Below are 16,314 nucleotides of genomic sequence, written 5' to 3' on the forward strand. Positions count from 1 at the left end.
CTGCAGCGTTACGCATGACAAAAAACCGGACCATGACAGAACGCGTCGGATTCTATCCCGGGTCTTTCGACCCTGTGACCAACGGCCACCTCGATGTGATCGAGCGCGCCGCCAAACTCGTCGACAGGCTCGTCGTCGGGATCGGCGTGCACGCGGCCAAAAAGCCGTTTCTCTCAGCCGATCTCCGCCGGCAACTTCTTGCCGAGGTCACCGGGCCAATCGCGCAGCGGATCGGGGTCGCCGTCGAGATTGTCGAGTTCGACGGGTTGATGGTACAGGCAGCACAGCGTGTAGGGGCCAATATCGTTATCCGCGGGCTGCGCGACACCACCGACTACAATTACGAAATGCAGATGGTGGGCATGAACGCGCAGATGGTGCCCGACCTCCAGACGGTTTTCGTGCCGTCCAGCCCCTTCGTCCGCCACATTTCGGCAACGCTTGTGCGCCAGATATCGGAAATGGGCGGCGATATCGCCGCTTTCGTTCCGCGTAACGTTCTCAAAGCCCTGGAGTCCTGATGGCTGCTCACTCCCAAAAACCGGCCAACCGCGTTGTTGGCGCCCTCGTCATTGCCTTTGTCGCCCTTTTTGCTGCGATGACGGCATGGTCCTTCCTGCCGGCTTCGCAGGCGAATGCTGAAGCGCCCGAAGGGGCTCCGATTGCAACGCTCGAACTCGAGGACGGCACCGTTACCATCGCCCTGCGGCCCGATCTCGCGCCCGAGCATGTCGCCCGGATCACCGAGCTTGCCAATTCCGGCTTTTACGATGGGCTCAAGTTCCATCGTGTGATCGAGGGCTTCATGGCCCAGACCGGCGACCCGCTCGGCAACGGCACGGGGGGATCCGACCTGCCGGATCTGGAGGCGGAGTTCTCCGATGCGCCGTTCGCACGCGGAACCCTCGGTATGGCGCGCACCATGGACCCGAATTCCGCGAATTCGCAGTTTTTCATCGTCACCGCCGATGCGCCGCATCTCAACGGGCAGTATACGCTTTTCGGCGAGGTCATCGACGGGATGGAATTTGTCGACCAGATCGAAAAGGGCGACCCGCGCGCCAACGGTGTGGTCGAGGACCCCGATACGATCGTTTCGCTGCGCGTCAGCGAATAAGATTTCTCTTATATAAGGCAGGACAAGAATAATGGCCGACTATAAAGACCCCGAAAATACGCTGGTTCTGGAGACCTCCAAGGGCACGGTCGTCATCGAAATGCGCCCGGACCTTGCGCCGGGCCATGTCGAACGCATGAAGGAACTGGCGCGCGAGAACTTCTATGACGGGATCGTCTTTCATCGTGTGATCGACGGCTTCATGGCGCAGTGCGGGTGCCCCAAGGGCAACGGTACGGGCGGATCGGACAAGCCGGATTTGAAGGCCGAGTTCTCCGAGGAAAAGCACGTGCGCGGTACGGTTTCGGCGGCCCGGACGGCCAATCCGGATTCTGCCAATTCGCAGTTCTTCATCTGCTTTGATGAAGCCCCCTGGCTCAACCGGCAGTATTCGGTCTGGGGCAAGGTGATCGAGGGCATGGACGCCATCGATGCGCTGGAGCGCGGCGAACCGGTGCGCAACCCGGACAAGATCGTCACCATGCGCGTAGCGGCGGATCTGGCCTAGCCGCCAATCTTGCCAATTTTTGCCAAAGCCGCTAGGCTGACTGCCATGACGACGATGAACATTTCTCTGCCCGACGCATTGAAGGCCTTCGTCGACGAGCAGGTCGCCGAACGCGGCTTTGGCACGTCGAGCGAATATGTGCGCGAGTTGATCCGCAAGGAGCGGGATCGGCAGGAATTGAGGAAGCTTCTGCTTGAGGGGGCGGCGTCAGGGCCGGGCGCAACGGCCGATGCAGCCTATTTCGATGGTCTCCGGGCGCGGGTGCGTCGCAAGACTGGATGAGTGGCAAGCTGGTCGAATTCAGCGCGCTGGCCGTCCGGGACGTTGACGAGATCATCGACTATTATCTTCTGGAAGGCGGGGAACGAGCAGCGTCCGACTTCATCCAGGCGCTAGACAACGCCAGCCTGCAAATCTCCCGACACCCTGGGGCCGGCGCTTTACGGTATGCCGATATATTGGGTATCCCCGATGTCCGGATTTGGCCCATCAAGCGCTTTCCGCACTTGGTCTTCTACGTAGAGCAGAACACGTTTATCGACGTGTGGCGCGTCTTGCACGGCGGGCGAGATGTGCCGGCCTCCCTCACCGAAAACGGTATCAGTTAGTGCGTCTAGAATGAAAGTCGACCTTTTCGATTTCGAACTGCCGGACGACCGGATTGCGCTGCATCCGGTTTCGCCCCGCGATAGCGCCAAAATGCTCGTTGTGGCGTCCGACGGAACGCTCACGGATCGCGTCGTGACCGATCTCGCCGGTATATTGCGCGCCGGCGACGTGCTCGTGGTCAACGATACGCGGGTCATCCCGGCGGATCTGAAGGGCGTCCGCCATCGCGGTGAGTATGCCGCAAACGTCTCGTTCAACCTCCACAAGCGTGAGAACGGTAACACCTGGCGTGCCTTCGCCCGGCCGGCAAAGCGCCTTAAGGAGGGCGACCGGGTCGTCTTTGGCGCGACCTCTGAGGTTTGCCTGCTCGATGAGCTCTCCGCGACCGTCAAGGTGGTTTCCGATGGCGAGGTGACCCTGGCGTTCGATTTTTCCGATGCCGTGCTCGACGAGGCCATCAAGGCGCGCGGGGCAATGCCCCTGCCGCCCTATATCGGGGCCAAGCGCGGCATAGAGGCGCGGGATGCGGAGGATTACCAGACGGTCTATGCCGAGCATGACGGTGCGGTCGCGGCGCCGACGGCGGGGCTGCATTTCACCGAGGAACTGCTTGCCCGGCTCGAAGAGTTGGGCGTCACCATCGAACATGTGACGCTGCACGTGGGAGCAGGGACCTTCCTGCCGATGAAAGCGGACGATACCGAGGACCACAAGATGCACGCCGAATGGGGTGTCGTCTCGCCGGAGACCGTCGCGCGCATCGAAAAGGCGAAGGCCGACGGCGGGCGGGTCGTGGCCGTGGGGACCACCAGCCTGCGGCTCCTCGAAAGCGCAGCGCGGGAGACCGGAGCGCTTCAGGCGTTTGCCGGGGATACCGACATCTTCATCACGCCGGGGTTCGACTTCCGGGTGGTCGACGTGCTGATGACCAATTTCCACCTGCCGCGCTCGACGCTCTTCATGCTGGTCTCGGCCTTTTCCGGCTTGGAGACCATGCACAAAGCCTATAAGCACGCGATCGAAAACGCCTACCGGTTCTATTCGTATGGCGACTCTTCGCTGCTTTTCCGGGCCACCAATGACTGAACATTTCCGTTTCACCCTCCATACGACCGACGGCATGGCCCGGCGGGGACAGATCGATACGCCGCGTGGAGAGATCCGCACGCCCGCCTTTATGCCCGTGGGTACGGCTGGGACGGTGAAGGCCATGTATCCCGAGCAGGTGCGCGAGACCGGCGCGGACGTATTGCTGGGCAATACCTACCATCTGATGCTGCGGCCCGGCGCGGAGCGCGTGGCGCGGCTCGGAGGGCTGCACAAATTCATGGATTGGGAGCGGCCGATCCTCACCGATTCCGGCGGTTTTCAGGTGATGAGCCTCGCGACGCTGCGTAAGCTCGACGAGAACGGGGTGGTGTTCAAATCCCATATCGACGGATCGAGCCACAACCTCACACCGGAACGGTCCATAGAAATCCAGAAGCTGCTGGATTCCGACATCATCATGCAGCTTGACGAATGCGTCAGGCTGCCCGCCGAGCACGCCGAAATCGAGCGCGGCATGGAACTGTCGCTGCGCTGGGCCGAACGGTCCAAGCGCGCGTTCGACGATGCCAGGGGCAGGGCGCTCTTTGGGATCGTTCAGGGCGGGGACGTGCCACAGTTGCGGGCGCGTTCGGCGGCGGGGCTCGTTGATATCGGCTTCCACGGCTATTCGGTCGGTGGGCTGGCAGTGGGCGAACCGCAGGAGGTGATGTTCTCGGTGCTCGAAGACATCACGCCGCAGCTGCCCGAGGACAAGCCGCGCTACCTGATGGGTGTGGGCAAGCCCGACGACCTTCTGGGCGCGGTTGCGCGCGGGATCGACATGTTCGACTGCGTGCACCCGACGCGGGCCGGGCGGCACGGGCATGTTTATACCCGCTATGGGGTCATCAATCTCAAGAACGCCCGGCACCGCGACGACCCGCGGCCGCTCGACGAGACCTCTGCCAACCCGACGGCGCGGCGGTTTTCGCGGGCGTATCTGCACCACCTCGTCAAGTGCGAGGAAATCCTCGGCGCGATGATCCTCTCCCAGATCAATCTTTCCTACTATCAGGAGTTGATGGACGGGATGCGGCGTGCGATTGAGGATGCGACTTTCGTATCATACTGCGCATCGGTCCGTGAGGGATGGGCTCGTGGGGACCTGCCTGCGCTCGACTAGTCACAGAGGACGTATTCATGTCGAACAAAACCCGCAAGGCCGCTTTTGCCGATCTCGTCAAACACAGGAAGCGCCTTTCGGGCACCTCCATGCGCGAGATGTTCGCCAATGAGCCCAACCGGTTCGCCAATTATTCGGCGACCTTCGGGGATATCCTGCTCGACTATTCGAAGAACCGGATCGATACCCCGGCGCTGAAGGCGCTCTTTGCCTTCGCGCGCGAAATCGATCTCGAAGCGCGGCGCGATGCGATGTGGGCCGGCGAGCCGATCAATGCGACCGAGCACCGGTCGGTGCTGCATATGGCGCTACGCTATTTCGGCGATGCGCCGGTCAATGTCGGCGGCGAGGATGTGATGCCGGCGGTGCGCGATGTGCTTGCGCGGATCAAGGGCTTTTCCGACGACGTCCGGGACGGCGGCATTCGCGGGCACGGCGGCGAGCAGTTCACCGATGTGGTCAATATCGGCATTGGCGGGTCCGATCTTGGGCCGGTGATGGCGACGCTGGCGCTTGCGCCCTATACGCGGCCCAACCTGCGTGCGCACTACGTCTCGAACGTCGATGGCGCGCATATCGCCGACACCCTCAAGGGGCTCGATCCGGCGACGACGCTGTTTATCGTCGCCTCGAAGACCTTCACCACCGACGAAACGATGACCAATGCGCATTCGGCGCGCAAATGGCTCGCCGACGCACTGGGCGAGGACGCCGTGACCGATCACTTCGCGGCCGTTTCGACCAATATCGAAGGCTGCCAGACCTTCGGCATCCGCGAAGACCGGATCTTCGGGTTCTGGGACTGGGTCGGCGGGCGCTATTCGGTGTGGTCGGCGATCGGGTTGCCAGTTGCGATTGCGGTCGGATTCGACAATTTCGAGGCGTTTTTGCGCGGGGCGGGGGAAATGGACGAACATTTCCGCACCGCGCCGCTCGAAGAGAACCTGCCGGTCATCATGGGGCTGATCGGTGCCTGGTACCGCAATGCCTGGGGGTTCGCGAGCCACGCCGTGCTGCCCTACGATCAGCGGCTATCGCGCTTTCCGGCGTACCTTCAGCAGCAGGACATGGAGTCGAACGGCAAATCGGTGACGCTCAACGGCAAGCCGACACCCTGGGAGACCGGGCCGATCATCTGGGGGGAGCCCGGCACCAACGGCCAGCACGCGTTCTACCAACTGATCCATCAGGGTACGAGCGTCATCCCCTGCGACTTTCTTGTTGCGGCCAACCCGCACGAAACCCTGCCGCCGCACCACGACAAGCTCGTGGCCAACTGCTTTGCGCAGTCCGAAGCGCTCATGCTGGGCAAGACCGAGGAGGAGGTTGCGGCCGAACTCAAGGGCACCGGGCTCTCCAAATCGCAGATCAAGGCGCTGCTGCCCCACAAGGTGTTCCCGGGCAACCGGCCCTCCAACACCATCGTCTATTCGAGGCTCGACCCGGCGACCCTGGGCAAGCTCGTTGCGCTTTACGAGCACAAGGTGTTCGTGCAGGGGACGCTTTGGAACATCAATTCGTTCGACCAGTGGGGCGTTGAGCTCGGCAAACAGCTCGCCAAGGCTCTGCTGCCCAAAGTCGAGGGCACAACCTCGGCGGAAAGCCATGACAGTTCGACGCAAGGGCTGTTGGCGCATTTCCATAAATTGAGAGGCTGACACGGTGACGATCACCTCGGAGGAAGACCTTGCGCGGCTGAAAGCCATCGGGCGGATTTGCGCCGTGGCGCGCGATACGATGGCAGCCGCGCTCGAGCCGGGGATCACGACGCAGGAACTCGACGACATCGGCCGCAAGGTGCTCGAGGCGAGCGGCGCGCGCTCGGCGCCGGAAATCACCTACCAGTTCCCCGGCGCGACCTGCATCTCGGTCAATGAGGAAATCGCGCACGGCATGCCGGGTGACCGCGTGATCGCGGCCGGCGACCTGGTCAATATCGACGTTTCGGCGGAAAAGGACGGCGTTTTTGCCGATACCGGCGCCTCCTACATCGTGCCGCCGGGGCGGCCGCGCATCGAAAAGCTCTGCCGGGACGGCAAGAAGGCGATGTGGGCGGGGATCCGGGCGGTGCGGGCCGGCGGCGGGCTCGCCGATATCGGTACGGCCATCGGCAAATTCGCCGGGATGCACGGCTATACCCTCATCCGCAACCTGGCGAGCCACGGCGTGGGCGATAGCCTGCACGATGCGCCGGGCGAAATCCCCACATGGCCGGATCGCTCCGAACGCCGGCGCATCGGCGATGGACTGGTCTTCACCATCGAGCCGTTCCTATCCCTGGGCGGACAGATGGCCGAAGAAAAAGATCTGGACGATCCCTGGACGCTGGTGAGTGTGCCGGCAGCGCCGTGCGTTCAGTATGAGCATACGGTGGTTGCGACCAAGCGCGGCGCGGTCGTGGTAACGCTCGCCGCATAGTCATGCGGGTGCAATATTTCTGCGCCAAGGCCTTTCATAGCCGCGTGACCTTATTTAGAAGGTCATCCATTGGTCTCATCCGCACAAAGAGAGGGCTCTCAGCGCATGTCCGCAATTGTTGACGTCATTGGCCGGCAGATATTCGACAGCCGTGGCAACCCGACCGTCGAGGTCGATGTGGTTCTCGAAGATGGCAGCTTCGGCCGGGCCGCGGTGCCCTCGGGCGCTTCGACCGGCGCGCATGAGGCCGTCGAACTGCGTGACGGTGGCGATACCTATTCGGGCAAGGGCGTCTCGAAGGCCGTCGACAACGTCAATACCGTGATTGCCAGCGAAGTCGAGGGTATGGATGCGCTCGACCAGATCGAGATCGATCAGGCCATGATCGACCTCGACGGCACACACAACAAGGGCAAGCTCGGCGCAAACGCCATCCTCGGCGTTTCGCTCGCGGTCGCCAAGGCCGCCGCGGAATCGAGCGCGCTGCCGCTTTACCGCTATGTCGGTGGCCCGAACGCGCGCGTTTTGCCGGTGCCGATGATGAACATCATCAACGGTGGCGAGCACGCGGACAACCCCATCGACATCCAGGAATTCATGATCATGCCGGTTGGCGCGTCCTCGATTGCGGACGCGGTGCGGATCGGTTCGGAAATCTTCCATACGCTCAAGAAGAACCTTGCCGCAGACGGCCACAACACCAATGTGGGCGACGAGGGCGGTTTCGCCCCGAACCTCTCCTCGACCGAAGACGCGCTCGGCTTCATCATGCGCTCGATCGAAAAGGCCGGTTACAAGCCGGGCGAAGACGTTTATCTCGCGCTCGATTGCGCCTCGACCGAGTTCTTCGCCGATGGCAAATACAATCTCAAGGGCGAGGGCAAGTCGCTCGGATCGGACGAGATGGTCAAATACCTCGAAGATCTGACCGCCCGGTTCCCCATCATCTCCATCGAAGACGGCATGGCCGAGGACGATTGGGAGGGCTGGAAGGGCCTGACCCAGGCGATTGGCGGCAAGGTACAGCTCGTGGGCGACGACCTTTTCGTCACCAACACCGAGCGGCTGGTTTCCGGCATCAAGATGGGTGTCGCCAACTCGATCCTCGTCAAGGTCAACCAGATCGGCTCGCTGTCCGAGACCCTCGACGCGGTCGAGACCGCGCACAAGGCGTCCTATACGGCGGTCATGTCGCACCGCTCGGGCGAAACCGAGGATTCGACGATTGCCGACCTCGCCGTTGCGCTCAATTGCGGGCAGATCAAGACCGGCTCGCTGGCGCGGTCCGACCGGCTGGCGAAGTACAACCAGCTCATCCGTATCGAGGAATATCTCGGCTCGGCCGCGGTCTATGCCGGCCGGTCCATTCTCAAGGGATAAGGCCAGAAAGGGCAGGGCGTCCGTGCCCTGCCCACACGCCGCCCAGGAGGGTACCCATGCAAGTCCATATGTTCGGCTCCGAGGTTGTCGTCGAACTCGATTCGGCGGGCGCGCTGCTTGCTGGAGAGGACGATGCGCTTACCGTCATCGGCGAAACTTACGGGACCGGCGCCGATTGGGTGGCGATCCCGGCTTCCCGGCTGGCCCCGGAATTCTTCGTTCTGAGCACAAAGCAGGCGGGCGGCTTTTTTCAAAAGCTCGCGAACTACAACATCAAGGCAGCCATCATCGGCGATATCTCGGCCCATACCGCTGAAAGCACGGCGCTGCGGGACTTTGTCTACGAGTGTAATACCGGCGGCCACATCCGTTTCGTCGCCTCGCTCGCGGAACTCGGCAGCACGCTCAGCGCCGCCTGATGCAAATCCCTCGGGACGAAACCAGTCCTTAAGGCTAACCGAGTCATAAAGGGCGAACGTTTCCCGTTTCGAGTCCCGCACCCGCATGCCCACGCGCGTCAAACGTCCCTCCATTCTTTTGAAGCTCTCGGTCACCGCCGGGCTGGTGGCGTTTCAGGGCTATCTGGGCTACCACCTGCTGACCGGCACATTCGGGCTTGAAAGCCAGAAGGATATGCTTGCCGAAATCGAGGTGCTGAAAGCCCGCCAGGCGGCGCTTGACACCGAGATCGAAGCCTACCGGCATCGCATTGCGCTATTCGAGCCGCAACGGCTCGATCCGGACATCATAACCGAGCGTTCCCGGGAGCTCCTTGGCCTCGTCCACCCTGACGACATCATTATCGTTCCGGACGATACAAAGTAACCACATATCAGTTGATTTTCAAAATTAACTGAAATTCGGATAACTTAAATTCCTGCTTTTATATCAATACCATAAACCGTGAACCGAGCATATCGCAGCGCTTTCCCAGTGACCGGCGCGACGATATTGTGTAAGAAGCATTCTGCGGTTGCGCGGCTCCCTTCCGCGTGACCCGGGTCCACCATTTCTGGAGACGTCCCGCATGGCGCGCAAAGCGACGGCCACCAAGGCCAAGTCCACCTCCAATGCCCCCCAGTTCACCAAGGAACAAGAGCTTCACGCCTTCCGCGAGATGCTCCTGATCCGCCGCTTTGAGGAAAAAGCGGGCCAGATGTACGGCATGGGGCTGATCGGCGGTTTCTGCCACCTCTATATCGGGCAGGAGGCCGTCGTGACCGGCATCCAGATGGCGGCCAAGGACAGCGACTCCTCGATCACCGGGTATCGCGACCACGGCCATATGCTGGCGGTTGGCATGGATCCCAACGGTATCATGGCCGAACTGACAGGCCGTTCGGGCGGGCTCTCCAAGGGCAAGGGCGGGTCGATGCATATGTTTTCGACCGACAAGCGCTTTTACGGCGGCAACGGTATCGTTGGCGCTCAGGTGAGCCTCGGCACCGGCATCGCGTTTGCGATCAAGTACCGCGAAGAAGACAACGTCTCGATCACCTATTTCGGCGACGGCGCCGCCAACCAAGGCCAGGTCTATGAGAGCTTCAACATGGCGAAACTCTGGGACCTGCCGGTCGTCTACGTGATCGAGAACAACAAGTACGCCATGGGCACCTCGATCGAGCGCTCGGCCTCGACGACCGATCTTTCCCAGCGCGGCGTCTCCTTCGGCATTCCGGGCGAACAGGTCGACGGCATGGACGTCCGCATGGTGATGGACGCCGCAGGGCGCGCCATCGAGCACGCGCGTTCGGGCAAAGGCCCCTACATCCTCGAGATGCTGACCTACCGCTATCGCGGGCACTCGATGTCGGACCCGGCCAAATACCGCTCGAAAGAGGAAGTTTCGACCATGCGCTCCGAACGCGATCCGATCGAACAGGTGCGCAAGCGCCTCCTCGAGGGCGGGCATGCTACCGAAGAGGAGCTCAAGGAGATCGAGAAGGACATCCGCGCCATCGTGACCGAGGCCGCGGATTTCGCCACCAACGATCCCGAGCCCGACGCCTCCGAGCTTTATACCGACGTAACCATCAGCGCCTGATCAGAAACGGTCGCCTGACCGCCTTTTAAGAGAGACTGTTTCATGCCAACCGATATTCTGATGCCCGCCCTGTCGCCCACGATGGAAGAGGGCACTCTGTCCAAATGGGTCGTGAAGGAAGGCGATAGCGTCGCGCCCGGTGACGTCATCGCCGAAATCGAAACCGACAAGGCGACGATGGAAGTCGAAGCCGTCGACGAAGGTACCATCGGCAAGATTCACGTTGCCGAAGGCACCGAAGGGGTGAAGGTCAATACCCTCATCGCAACGCTGCTGGGCGAGGGCGAGAGCGCGGCCGACATCTCGGAAAAGCCTGCCGAAGCGCCCAAGGAAAGTGAAAAGCCCGGCCCGGATGCTGCCGAGCCCGAGACAAGCCAACCCGAAGTTTCAGCAAAGGCCGACGCGGCGCCCAAGGCGCCCGAGTTCAAGCCCGCGGCCGATCCCGACCTGCCCGACGACGTCGAGATGGTCGAGACCACGGTGCGTGAAGCGCTCCGCGACGCCATGGCCGAGGAAATGCGCCGCGACCCCGACGTCTTCGTGATGGGCGAGGAAGTCGCTGAGTATCAGGGTGCCTATAAGGTCACCCAGGGCCTGCTGCAGGAATTCGGCGGCAAGCGCGTCATCGATACGCCCATTACCGAGCACGGCTTTGCCGGTCTCGGCGTGGGCGCCGCCTTTGCCGGGTTGAAGCCGATCGTCGAATTCATGACCTGGAACTTCGGCATGCAGGCCATCGACCAGATCATCAATTCCGCCGCCAAGCAGCTCTATATGTCCGGCGGGCAGATCAAGGCCCCGATGGTGTTCCGTGGTCCCAATGGCCCGGCGGCGCGCGTGGGCGCGCAGCACAGCCAGGATTATACGGCGTGGTATTCCCACGTTCCCGGCCTCATCGTCATCGCACCCTATTCGGCGGCGGACGCCAAGGGGCTCCTGAAGGCCGCTATTCGGAACCCCAATCCGGTCGTCTTCCTCGAGAACGAGATCCTTTACGGTTCGACCGGGCCGGTCCCGAAGATGGACGATTTCGTGCTGCCTATCGGCAAGGCCCGGATCGCGCGCGAGGGCAAGGACGTCACCATCGTCTCGTTCTCTATGGGTATGCGCTACGCGACCCAGGCGACCGAGAAGCTGGTCGAAGCCGGTGTCGATGTCGAACTCATCGACCTTCGGACCATCCGCCCGATGGATTTCGAGACGGTGCTCGAAAGCGTCAAGAAAACGGGCCGCTGCGTGACGGTCGAAGAAGGCTGGCCGCAGGGTTCGGTCGGCTCGGAAATCGCCGCGCGCCTGATGGAGCAGGGCTTCGACTATCTCGATGCGCCCGTGACCCGCGTCACCGCCAAGGACGTGCCGCTGCCTTACGCGGCCAACCTTGAAAAGCTCGCGCTGCCCAATGTCGACGAAGTCATCGCGGCGGTGAATGCCGTCACCTATCGCAGCTAAGGGAGGCCATTCCGATGCCCATCAACATCACAATGCCCGCCCTGTCGCCGACGATGGAGGAGGGCACGCTCGCCAAATGGCATGTCAAGGAAGGCGATACCGTCTCCTCCGGCGATGTCATTGCGGAGATCGAGACCGACAAGGCGACAATGGAGGTCGAGGCGGTCGACGAAGGCACCATTGGCAAGATCCTCGTCGATGAAGGGTCCGAGAACGTCAAGGTCAACGCCGTGATCGCCGTGCTGCTCGAAGAGGGCGAAAGCGCGGACGACATCAAGGCGGATGCCGGCTCGCCCAAGGCCGAGAAGGCACCGGAACCGGAAGCCAAAACCAATGGCGAGGCCAAGGAAGCCGCAAAGGCCGCTCCCGCCGGCGCAACGCCGGAAGCGGCCAAGGGCAGCACTCCCGCGACAGGCGCCGGGCCGGCGCCGACCAAAGGCGATGGCAATCGCATTTTCGCTTCGCCGCTCGCACGGCGCCTGGCCAAGGACGCTGGCATTGACCTTGCCGCGCTGTCGGGCTCCGGGCCGAAGGGACGCATCGTCAAAGCCGACATCGAGAAGGCCAAGAAAGACGGCGTTTCTGGCAAGGCGGCTGCGGCAGCGGCACCGGCAGCCGGGGGGCAGATGGCTGCCGGACTGGGCAAACAGCAGGTGCTCTCGCTCTACGAGGAAGGGACTTACGAACTCGTCCCGGCCGACGGCATGCGCAAGACCATCGCCGCGCGGCTGACCGAGGCGAAACAGACCGTTCCCCACTTCTATCTCAACATGGATTGCCGCATCGACGCGCTTCTGGCCGCCCGCGAGCAGATCAATGGCGCGGCCAAGAAGGACAAGGACGGCAAGCCCGAATACAAGCTCTCGGTCAACGACTTCATCATGAAGGCCTGGGCCGTTGCGCTTCAGCGGCTACCGCAGGCCAACGCGACCTGGGCCGGAGATTCGATTCTCTACCACAAGCGCTCCGACGTGGCCGTGGCCGTGTCGGTCCCCGGCGGTTTGTTCACGCCGGTTGTCAAATCCTGCGACACCAAGACGTTGCGCGAGATTTCCGCGGAAGTGAAAGACCTTGCTACCCGTGCGCGGTCCAAGAAGCTTGCGCCGCACGAATATCAGGGCGGCTCGACGGCAGTATCGAATCTGGGGATGTACGGCATCTCCAACTTCGCCGCCGTTATCAATCCGCCCCACGGGACCATTCTTGCGGTCGGCAAGGGCGAGGAACGCGTCTATGCCGAAAAGGGCGAGATCAAGACCGGCAATTTCATGACGGTGACGCTCTCTTGCGACCACCGTTCGGTCGACGGCGCGCTCGGGGCCGAACTGCTGGGGGTTTTCAAGCAACTGATCGAAACGCCCACCATGATGCTGGCGTAAGGGCAGGACGATGAAGACTATCCTCGCTTACGGCGACAGCCTGACCTTTGGCGCCGATCCGGCCGGAGGGCCGCGGCACGCCTATGAGGACCGGTGGCCGACACGGCTCGAGGCGGGCCTTGCCGGAAAGGCAAGGGTGATTGCCGAGGGGCTTGGAGGGCGCACCACTGTCTTTGACGACTTCTCCTCGCCCGCCGACCGGAACGGCGCCCGAACGCTGCCCACGCTGCTTTCGAGCCATCAACCGATCGACTGCGTCGTCATCATGCTCGGCACAAACGATATGAAGTCCTATATCTGCGGCTCCGCACTGGGCGCCGCGATGGGCATGAAACGACTTGCCGAGATCGTGCGTACTCATCCTTACGACGCAACCGCACCTGTACCCGAGGTCGTTCTGGTGGCGCCGCCGCATTGCATCGCGACCGAACACGCCGACCTTTCGACGATGTTCCGGCACGGAATGACTGAAAGCCCTGATCTCGCCGGTCATTACGAGCGGGTTGCAAGGGATACCGGCTGCACCTTCTTCGATGCTGCGAGCGTGGCGAAGGCTTCGCCGCTCGACGGCGTCCACCTCGACGCGGCGAACACGCGCGCCATTGGCGATGCTCTGGCGCCGGTCGTCTCGAAATTGCTCGGCCTTTAGGGCCCAACCATAAAGAGGTTTTTCCTATGGCGGATCAATACGATGTCATCGTGATCGGCGGCGGCCCCGGCGGCTATATCGCCGCCATCCGCGCATCGCAGCTCGGGATGAAAGCGGCGGTTGTCGAGCGCGAGCACATGGCCGGCATCTGCTCGAACTGGGGCTGTATCCCCACCAAGGCGCTGCTGCGTTCCGCCGAGATCTACGGCCATATGGGCCACGCCAAGGACTACGGGCTCAAGGCCGACAAGTTCGACTTCGATATCTCCGAGATCGTCAAACGCTCGCGCCAGATCGCGGGCCGCATGAACGACGGCTGCCAGTTCCTCATGAAGAAGAACAAGGTCGATATCATCTGGGGCGAGGCGACGATCACGAAGGTCGGCGAGGTTAAGGTCGAAGCCACAAAGAAAAAGCCCGTCGAACCGCAGCACCCCAAGCCCAAGACGACGCTCGGGGAGGGGACGTACAAGGCCAAGAACATCATCGTCGCGACCGGCGCGCGGCCGCGCGTCCTGCCCGGCATAGAGCCGGACGGCGACAAGATCTGGACCTATTTCGAGGCGCTGAAGCCCGAAAAAATGCCGAAATCCGTCGCCGTCATGGGCTCGGGCGCCATCGGCATCGAATTCGCGTCCTTCTACCGCTCCATGGGCGCAGAAGTGACGGTGATCGAGCTCCTGCCGCAGATCATGCCCGTGGAGGACGCCGAGATCGCCGGACTTGCGCGCAAGCGCTTCGAAAAGCGCGGCATTTCCATCCTGACGGACGCCAAGGTTTCCAAGGTCGACAAGACCAAGGATGGCGTCACCGCGCATGTCGAGCTCAAGAACGGCGAGAAGAAAGAGATCAAGGCCGAAAAGCTGATCTCGGCGGTCGGCGTTCAGGCGAACTCTGAAAATCTCGGGCTCGAAAAGATCGGGGTCAAGATCGACCGGGGCATCGTCGTCGTGGACGATCATGGCCGGACGAACGTCGAGGGCATCTGGGCCATCGGCGACGTCGCCGGTCCGCCGATGCTCGCACACAAGGCCGAGCACGAGGCGGTGATCGCGATCGAAACCATCGCGGGCAAGAAGGTACATGGGCTCGAAAAGGCCAAAATCCCGGGCTGCACCTATTGCGAGCCACAGGTCGCGAGCGTTGGACTGACCGAAGCCAAGGCGAAGGAGGCCGGCCGCGAGATCAAGGTCGGACGTTTTCCGTTCGTCGGCAATGGCAAGGCGATTGCGCTTGGTGAACCCGACGGGCTGGTCAAGACCATTTTCGACGCCAAGACCGGCGAGCTCCTGGGCGCGCATATGGTCGGCGCCGAGGTGACCGAGCTGATTCAGGGGTTCGTCGTCGCGATGAATCTCGAAACGACCGAGGAAGAGCTGATCCACACGATCTTCCCGCACCCAACGCTTTCGGAGACGATGAAGGAAAGCGTGCTGGACGCCTACGGGCAGGCGCTCAACATCTGACGCGGAGAACGCTGGCATGGTCAGGGCAATTCAGGTCGGACTTGGCGGATGGGGCTTTTCCTGGGCCAAGGAGATCGTTCCCACCGTGGAGCGCGTGGCCCCGGTCGCCTATGTCGATGCCAATCCCGAGGCGATCAGGCGGGTGCAAACCGAACTGGGTGTCGCGCCGGACAAGTGCTTCCTGAGCCTCGAAGAGGCGATCGCAAAAACCGACGCCGATCTGGTGCTGGCGACGCTGCGAACGGAGGCGCATCATCCCGTCGTCGGGCAGGCGCTGGATCTTGGCTTCAACGTCCTCGTCGAAAAGCCGTTCGCCTCGACCCTCGCCCAGGCGCGCGACCTGGTGGCCAGGGCCGAGAAGGCCGGCCGCATCCTGATGGTCAGCCAGAACTACCGCCACAATCCCGCGCCGCATAAAGTCGCGGAAATGGTTGCGAATAAGACGCTGGGCGACGTCAATCTCGTATCGATCGACTTCCGCAAACACGCCCCATCCGTCGGCTACCGGTTCTGGGAAATGCCCGATCCGCTTCTGGCGGACATGGCGATCCACCATTTCGATCTTATGCGCATGGTTTTGGGCGACGACCCCAAACGCGTCTCCTGCCGCACCTGGAATACCACCGATAGCCAGTTCGTCCATCATCCTATCGGCGTTGCGACCCTCGAATTCGAGAAGGGGACCGTGGTGAGCTATCGCGGCTCGTGGATGAGCGGCGCGCAGGACACGGCGTGGTCGGGGGCCTGGTCGATGGATTGCTCGAAAGGCGAAATCTGGTGGAGCTCGCGCGATCACCGCGCCACGGGCAATCTGCCCGACATCGTGCGCACCCGCGACCTTTCGGGCGAGGCAGACGAAATCGCGTTGCCCAAACTCGACCATCTCGACCGGGCCGGAACGCTCAACGCGATCGCCACGGCCATCGAGACAGGCAGGACACCACCTCATTTCAGCTCCGGCCAGGAGAATCTTTTGAGCTTCGCGCTGGTCGAGGCGACGATCCGCTCGGCGAGCCAGGCCGGTGCGTGGGTCGAAATCGGTGATCTCTAGGGCGATGCGTGATTTTCATGCATCGGAACGGC

Annotated in this window: 18 protein-coding genes; all 18 read left to right on the forward strand. The window is 62.3% G+C overall.

From position 1 onward, the window contains the following. Positions 1-32: 32 nt before the first annotated feature. The 18 genes from coaD to LSG43_RS13865 all read left to right on the forward strand — a co-directional run bounded on the left by coaD (position 33) and on the right by LSG43_RS13865 (position 16,282). Entirely contained in the window at positions 33-521 is a 489-nt protein-coding gene (gene coaD, locus LSG43_RS13780) for a pantetheine-phosphate adenylyltransferase (RefSeq protein ID WP_231805186.1), read from the forward strand. Beyond that, positions 521-1,117, forward strand: coding sequence for a peptidylprolyl isomerase (locus LSG43_RS13785; RefSeq protein WP_231805188.1), 597 nt, complete (start codon positions 521-523; stop codon positions 1,115-1,117). Before coaD ends, LSG43_RS13785 begins: the two co-directional genes overlap by 1 nt. Before the next feature lie 31 nt (positions 1,118-1,148). Next, positions 1,149-1,625, forward strand: a complete 477-nt coding sequence (locus tag LSG43_RS13790; protein ID WP_231805189.1) for a peptidylprolyl isomerase — start codon at positions 1,149-1,151, stop codon at positions 1,623-1,625. Between the two features lie 45 nt (positions 1,626-1,670). After that, positions 1,671-1,907 carry a type II toxin-antitoxin system ParD family antitoxin gene (locus LSG43_RS13795; RefSeq protein WP_231805190.1) on the forward strand — a complete coding sequence of 79 codons (237 nt, stop codon included), beginning with the start codon at positions 1,671-1,673 and terminating at the stop codon, positions 1,905-1,907. Continuing rightward, entirely contained in the window at positions 1,904-2,233 is a 330-nt protein-coding gene (locus LSG43_RS13800) for a type II toxin-antitoxin system RelE/ParE family toxin (protein ID WP_231805191.1), read from the forward strand. The genes LSG43_RS13795 and LSG43_RS13800 overlap by 4 nt, the downstream gene beginning before the upstream one ends. A gap of 10 nt (positions 2,234-2,243) precedes the next feature. Beyond that, positions 2,244-3,320 carry a tRNA preQ1(34) S-adenosylmethionine ribosyltransferase-isomerase QueA gene (gene queA, locus LSG43_RS13805; protein ID WP_231805192.1) on the forward strand — a complete coding sequence of 359 codons (1,077 nt, stop codon included), beginning with the start codon at positions 2,244-2,246 and terminating at the stop codon, positions 3,318-3,320. Next, on the forward strand, positions 3,313-4,446 hold the full coding sequence (tgt, locus tag LSG43_RS13810) for a tRNA guanosine(34) transglycosylase Tgt (protein ID WP_231805194.1): 1,134 nt from the start codon (positions 3,313-3,315) through the stop codon (positions 4,444-4,446). The genes queA and tgt overlap by 8 nt, the downstream gene beginning before the upstream one ends. A gap of 17 nt (positions 4,447-4,463) precedes the next feature. Beyond that, complete coding sequence (gene pgi / locus LSG43_RS13815; protein ID WP_231805196.1) at positions 4,464-6,104, forward strand: glucose-6-phosphate isomerase; 1,641 nt, start codon at positions 4,464-4,466, stop codon at positions 6,102-6,104. A 4-nt stretch (positions 6,105-6,108) separates the two neighbouring features. Continuing rightward, positions 6,109-6,864 carry a type I methionyl aminopeptidase gene (gene map, locus LSG43_RS13820; RefSeq protein WP_231805198.1) on the forward strand — a complete coding sequence of 252 codons (756 nt, stop codon included), beginning with the start codon at positions 6,109-6,111 and terminating at the stop codon, positions 6,862-6,864. Positions 6,865-6,969: 105 nt separating this feature from the next. Then, positions 6,970-8,244 (forward strand): phosphopyruvate hydratase, encoded by a 1,275-nt coding sequence (eno, locus tag LSG43_RS13825; RefSeq protein ID WP_231805200.1) that lies wholly within the window; start codon positions 6,970-6,972, stop codon positions 8,242-8,244. A gap of 56 nt (positions 8,245-8,300) precedes the next feature. Further along, positions 8,301-8,663, forward strand: a complete 363-nt coding sequence (locus tag LSG43_RS13830) for a DUF4180 domain-containing protein (RefSeq protein WP_231805202.1) — start codon at positions 8,301-8,303, stop codon at positions 8,661-8,663. 85 nt (positions 8,664-8,748) lie between these two features. Next, on the forward strand, positions 8,749-9,069 hold the full coding sequence (locus LSG43_RS13835; protein ID WP_231805204.1) for an FtsB family cell division protein: 321 nt from the start codon (positions 8,749-8,751) through the stop codon (positions 9,067-9,069). 202 nt (positions 9,070-9,271) lie between these two features. Beyond that, entirely contained in the window at positions 9,272-10,288 is a 1,017-nt protein-coding gene (gene pdhA / locus LSG43_RS13840; protein ID WP_231805206.1) for a pyruvate dehydrogenase (acetyl-transferring) E1 component subunit alpha, read from the forward strand. A 42-nt stretch (positions 10,289-10,330) separates the two neighbouring features. Continuing rightward, on the forward strand, positions 10,331-11,737 hold the full coding sequence (locus LSG43_RS13845) for a pyruvate dehydrogenase complex E1 component subunit beta (RefSeq protein ID WP_231805208.1): 1,407 nt from the start codon (positions 10,331-10,333) through the stop codon (positions 11,735-11,737). A 14-nt stretch (positions 11,738-11,751) separates the two neighbouring features. Further along, positions 11,752-13,116 (forward strand): pyruvate dehydrogenase complex dihydrolipoamide acetyltransferase, encoded by a 1,365-nt coding sequence (locus tag LSG43_RS13850; protein WP_231805210.1) that lies wholly within the window; start codon positions 11,752-11,754, stop codon positions 13,114-13,116. Between the two features lie 10 nt (positions 13,117-13,126). Beyond that, complete coding sequence (locus tag LSG43_RS13855; RefSeq protein ID WP_231805212.1) at positions 13,127-13,765, forward strand: SGNH/GDSL hydrolase family protein; 639 nt, start codon at positions 13,127-13,129, stop codon at positions 13,763-13,765. 26 nt (positions 13,766-13,791) lie between these two features. Further along, a complete protein-coding gene (gene lpdA, locus LSG43_RS13860; protein ID WP_231805214.1) occupies positions 13,792-15,231 on the forward strand; it encodes a dihydrolipoyl dehydrogenase in 1,440 nt (479 codons plus the stop codon). A gap of 16 nt (positions 15,232-15,247) precedes the next feature. Beyond that, positions 15,248-16,282: a Gfo/Idh/MocA family protein gene (locus LSG43_RS13865; protein WP_231805216.1), complete on the forward strand. Its 1,035-nt coding sequence runs from the start codon at positions 15,248-15,250 to the stop codon at positions 16,280-16,282. Positions 16,283-16,314: the final 32 nt, after the last annotated feature.

Origin of the sequence: Pelagibacterium xiamenense, from assembly GCF_021166475.1 — a bacterium.
GTDB classification, from domain to species: Bacteria; Pseudomonadota; Alphaproteobacteria; order Rhizobiales; family Devosiaceae; genus Pelagibacterium; species Pelagibacterium xiamenense.